The following is a 4050-nucleotide window of genomic DNA, read 5'->3' on the forward strand; positions in this document are numbered from 1 at the left end:
CTTCTCGTGTTCCGGCCGTCAGCGCACGTCGACGAAGTCGCCCGCCGCCGTGGCCGGCGGGGTCGACGCGGTACCGGCGAAGGAGTAGCGCCAGAACCCGTCGACCGAGGCCGTCACCGTGGTCTTGAGGTTCCCGACGCCGTCCGTGTTCACGGTCTTCACCGTGGTGTACGTCGTCGTCCCGTTCTTGCGGAACTGGAGCCGGACCGGCTGGGTGGCGTAGCCGTGGTAACCGCCCGTCTCCCAGTTGGCGCGGGAGAGCTTGCCGGTGACCGTGATCGTCTTGCCCTTCGCCACGGGTTCCGGCGCTGCGTCGGTGGTCTGGGCCGAGTCGCGCTGGATCGGCACCGACGCGGCGGCGTGCAGATCGGTGAGGCTGCTGCCGTCCGCCGACTCCGCCCAGGCCGCGATCTTCCAGCCGCCGGCCAGCGCGTTGAGACCGAGGGTCCAACGGGGGGAGACGTAGGCGAAGTGGGTTTCGCACGAGGACGTGGTCGCGCTGACCTCGGTGCAGGTCGCCGGCCAGGTACCGTAGAGCACCCCGTCCGGGGCGTCGTACGAGCCGTGGTACAGGTACATGTCGCCGCCTGCGATGCCCGCCGGATCCGTGGCGGTGAACGTCGCCTTGAACTCCTGCAGCGGCTGGTCGGACAACTCGACGGCTTTGCCGCCGTTGACGACGACCTTCGAGATCCGGGTGGATCCGACCGTCTCGTCCCCCTGGGCGCCCGGTCCCGCGAAGGCGCGCTCGATGGTGCGGCGCAGGCTGTCGCCCTGGTCGTCGGTGGCGGTGACGCGCAGCGAGACGAAGGCCGCGGTGGCGGGAACCGTCAGGGACGCGGTGGCGCCGGTGAGCGGCAGAGAGGTCCATGACGAGCCGCCGTCGACGGAGTACTCGATGCCGGTGACGGATGCCTCCGCCGAGGGCGCGAGGGTGTCGGCGGTGGCGGTGACGGTCACCGGGGTGGCGGTGGCGGCCCGGTTCGACGCGTTGAGCCCGGTGAGTTTCACCCGGGTACCGACCAGCGGCAGCGCGGTCGCCCGGGACGTGGTGCCGGACGTGAACGTCCACTCGTTGCGCACCGTCGTGGACAGCTTCCGGTACGGCACGCGGTGGTCGACCGTCTGCTCCAGGGTGTACGTGCCGGAGCCGGACGGGAGCTGGGCCACCAGAGGGTGGTTGACCTGTGCGTCCACGGCCTGGGCGTAGGTCACGCCGCCGCGTGTCAGACGGTAGGAGACCGCCGACCGGTTGTCGGCCCCGTAGTGCCCGTCGGCGTCGCCGAGACCGCCGGATTCGTTCAGGGTGACGGTGTTGCCACTGCGCTGTGAGGCCCAGCCCTGGATCCGGACCGGTTGCAGCGGCGCCGCCCCGAGGGTCTCCCCCGGCGTGGTGCCGGCGGCCAGGGTGCGGTCCGGGAGCTGCAGGGAGTAGTCCCCGGTCCCGTAGGCGAGGAATCTGCTGTAGGAGACGCCGGGCGTGACGTACTCGGTGACCGAGCCGCCCACGGGCACGGCCGAGTCCACGTAGACGCCGGTCCATTCACCGAAATTCGGGACCGTCTGCAGGATGGCGGTGGTCCGGGTGCCCGGAGCATTGACGCGGGTGACCGACTTCGCGAGCGAGGCCTGCTTCACCGACGCGACCGGAGCGGCGGGCACCGTGTTGGTGTAGGTGTACGTGAGGTCGTAGCGGAAGGGGCTCGGGGTGCTCGCCGTGCTGCCCTTGCGGGTGAGCACGTCGTGGATCCGCAGCGCCGCGCCGGTCTGCGAGAACGGCGTGACGTACACCTTGCCCGCGCCCGCCCCGGCGAATCCGGCGAGGCCGTTCCCGGGCACCGAGATCCACACGGCGGAGGCCTCACGGGCGGCCGTCGTGTCGTCGACCTTGATGCCCGTCTCCTTCGCCGCGCGCTCGTCGAAGGAGACGGTCGTCGCGGCCGTACCGACCTTGAAGGAGCGGGTCAGGAGGTAGGACGGGCGTTGCCAGTCGCTGTGCAGTGCGACGGAGAAGTAGTCGCCCGGCGGAAGCTTGAGGGACGCGGACGGACCGATCGCGTCGCTGTCGACGGCGTAGGACGTCCAGGTCTTGCTGTTCCAGACGTAGAAGATCTTGGACGTCACATCGGCGTTGGTGATGTTCAGCTTCACCGTGTACGTGGCCGCCGCCTGCGCGGCGGACATGGCCGCCCTGGCGGTCGGGACGGCCAGCCTGGTGGGCCGCACCTGCTGCGGCAGCGCGGTCGGACGCACTTCGAGTGCGCCGTTCGCCGAGCCGAAGGCGTAGGTGCCGGTGGAATCGGCCGTGCCGCTGTCCGTGATGCGCACATCACCGTCGACGAGGCTGACCCGCTCGCCGTCGCCGAGGGAGACGCTGCCCGGCGTGGCCGCCGCGGCCCCCTGGGCGGACGGCGCCAGGGACATCGCCACGGGTCGCGCGTCATGGCCCGTGGCCGGTCCCGGAGCCAGCAGGATTCCCCCCACCACCGCGGTGCACAGGCCCGCACCGATCGATCTTCGTACGTTCCACTTTCCGGTCCCGGACATCGAATCCGCCCTCCCCATGGTTCTTCGCGCAACACCCCGAATGATTGGAGGGTGTTGATCGGCGACAGCTTAGACGTCGTCTCATTTGGTGCGTGCGCGTAGGGCTAGTGCCTGTGCTGTGGCACGTATCCGACCTGGCTGCGCCATACTCCACGGGTGACTGCACCGATAGGCCCCGTGATCCTCTTCGATGACGACCATTACATGTACGTCCTGCAGGACCGAGCGTTCGCCGAAGCATGGTGGGAGATGCCCGACGAGTACGCCTGTGGGTTTGATGCTCTGGCCCGACCGTTGCTCATGACGGGTGAGCCGCACAAGGTAGTCCTTGAGCTCAGTGGTGATGAACCTGCCGACGCAGACCTGCGCCGTCTCGTCGCCGACCACTACCAGCGGTTTCTTCATGGGCAGGCGCCGCCGAGAGCCGCCGTTCTTTCAGAGTTCGTGGCGGGGCTGCCTGTCGAGGACTCGTAAAGCGAGGGCCTTCGTTCTGTACCACGCCGGCGAATCAGGGCGTGAGTCCGCGGTAGCGGATGAGGGTGCAGGCGATGCTGGTAAAGGCGAGGAAGCGGTCGGCTTTGCGTTCGTAGCGTCGGTGGAGGCGGCGGCAGCCGGCGAGCCAAGACATGGTGCGTTCGACGGTCCAGCGGTGGCGGCCCAGCCGCTGGGAGGACTCGATTCCCTTGCGGGCGATGCGGTGGGTGATGCCGCGTGCGCGTAACCATCGCCGCAGGTGGGTGTAGTCGTAGCCCTTGTCCGCGTGGAGTTTGCCGGGCTTGCGTCGTCGGCGGCCGCGGCGCGAGCTGATCGGTGGGATGCCCTTCACGAGCGGCATGAGGGCCTGGCTGTCGTGCAGGTTGGCCCCGGAAATGCCGACGGACATGGGCAGACCTGATCGTTCCGTGATCAGGTGGATCTTCGAGCCGTACTTGCCCTGGTCGACAGGATTCGGACCTGTCAGGTCCCCCTTTTCAGGGCCCGCATGTTCACCGAGTCGATCGCGCACCTTGACCAGTCCAGCTCGCCGCGGGCACCGAGTTTGTCGAGGACCAGGCGGTGGAGCTTGGCCCACACCCTGGCCTTCGACCACTCCGAGAACCGCCGGTGGGCGGTCGCTCCGGACGGGCCGAACGACGCCGAAGGCAGCTGCTGCCAGGTACAACCCGACGTGGCCACGAAGACGATCGCTGCCAGCACTTCCCGGTCACCGTGCCGACGCCGACCACCACCCTGCGGCCGCGACGGCGCCTCCGGCACCACCCGCTGGAACAACTCCCACAACTCGTCCGGCACCAGCCGCTCAACGATCCCCGCCATGACTCACAGAATACCGAAGTGCCCACATGAGATGGCTCCTTACGCCGTGTGGTGAAAGTCCCGCCTGTCGGGCGGACGGCGCCACTTTCACGACACGGCCTGGACGGCCGTCCCACGGCGACTTCCGGGGCCATGGGCAGGGAGGGCGGACGGCGACGGACGGACGGCCCGGGAGGGGGAGTGGTC

At 69.1% G+C, this 4050-nt stretch carries 3 protein-coding genes; 1 reads left to right on the forward strand and 2 read right to left on the reverse strand.

The window, feature by feature from the left end; translation table 11 throughout:
- Positions 1–18 precede the first annotated feature (18 nt).
- Positions 19–2547, reverse strand: a complete 2529-nt coding sequence (locus ACFWEP_RS32600) for a hypothetical protein (protein ID WP_387375601.1) — start codon at positions 2545–2547, stop codon at positions 19–21.
- Between the two features lie 156 nt (positions 2548–2703).
- On the opposite strand from ACFWEP_RS32600, the gene ACFWEP_RS32605 reads away from it, so the two are divergent.
- Positions 2704–3021, forward strand: coding sequence for a hypothetical protein (locus ACFWEP_RS32605; protein ID WP_387375603.1), 318 nt, complete (start codon positions 2704–2706; stop codon positions 3019–3021).
- Positions 3022–3055: 34 nt separating this feature from the next.
- On the opposite strand, the gene ACFWEP_RS32610 is transcribed toward ACFWEP_RS32605, so the two are convergent.
- A protein-coding gene (locus tag ACFWEP_RS32610; RefSeq protein ID WP_387375605.1) for an IS5 family transposase occupies positions 3056–3864 on the reverse strand; the annotation gives its coding sequence in 2 pieces (ribosomal slippage) (positions 3056–3517 and positions 3520–3864; 807 coding nt in all).
- Positions 3865–4050: the final 186 nt, after the last annotated feature.

This window comes from Streptomyces sp. NPDC060198, from assembly GCF_042728415.1.
In the GTDB taxonomy this organism is placed as follows: Bacteria; Actinomycetota; Actinomycetes; order Streptomycetales; family Streptomycetaceae; genus Streptomyces.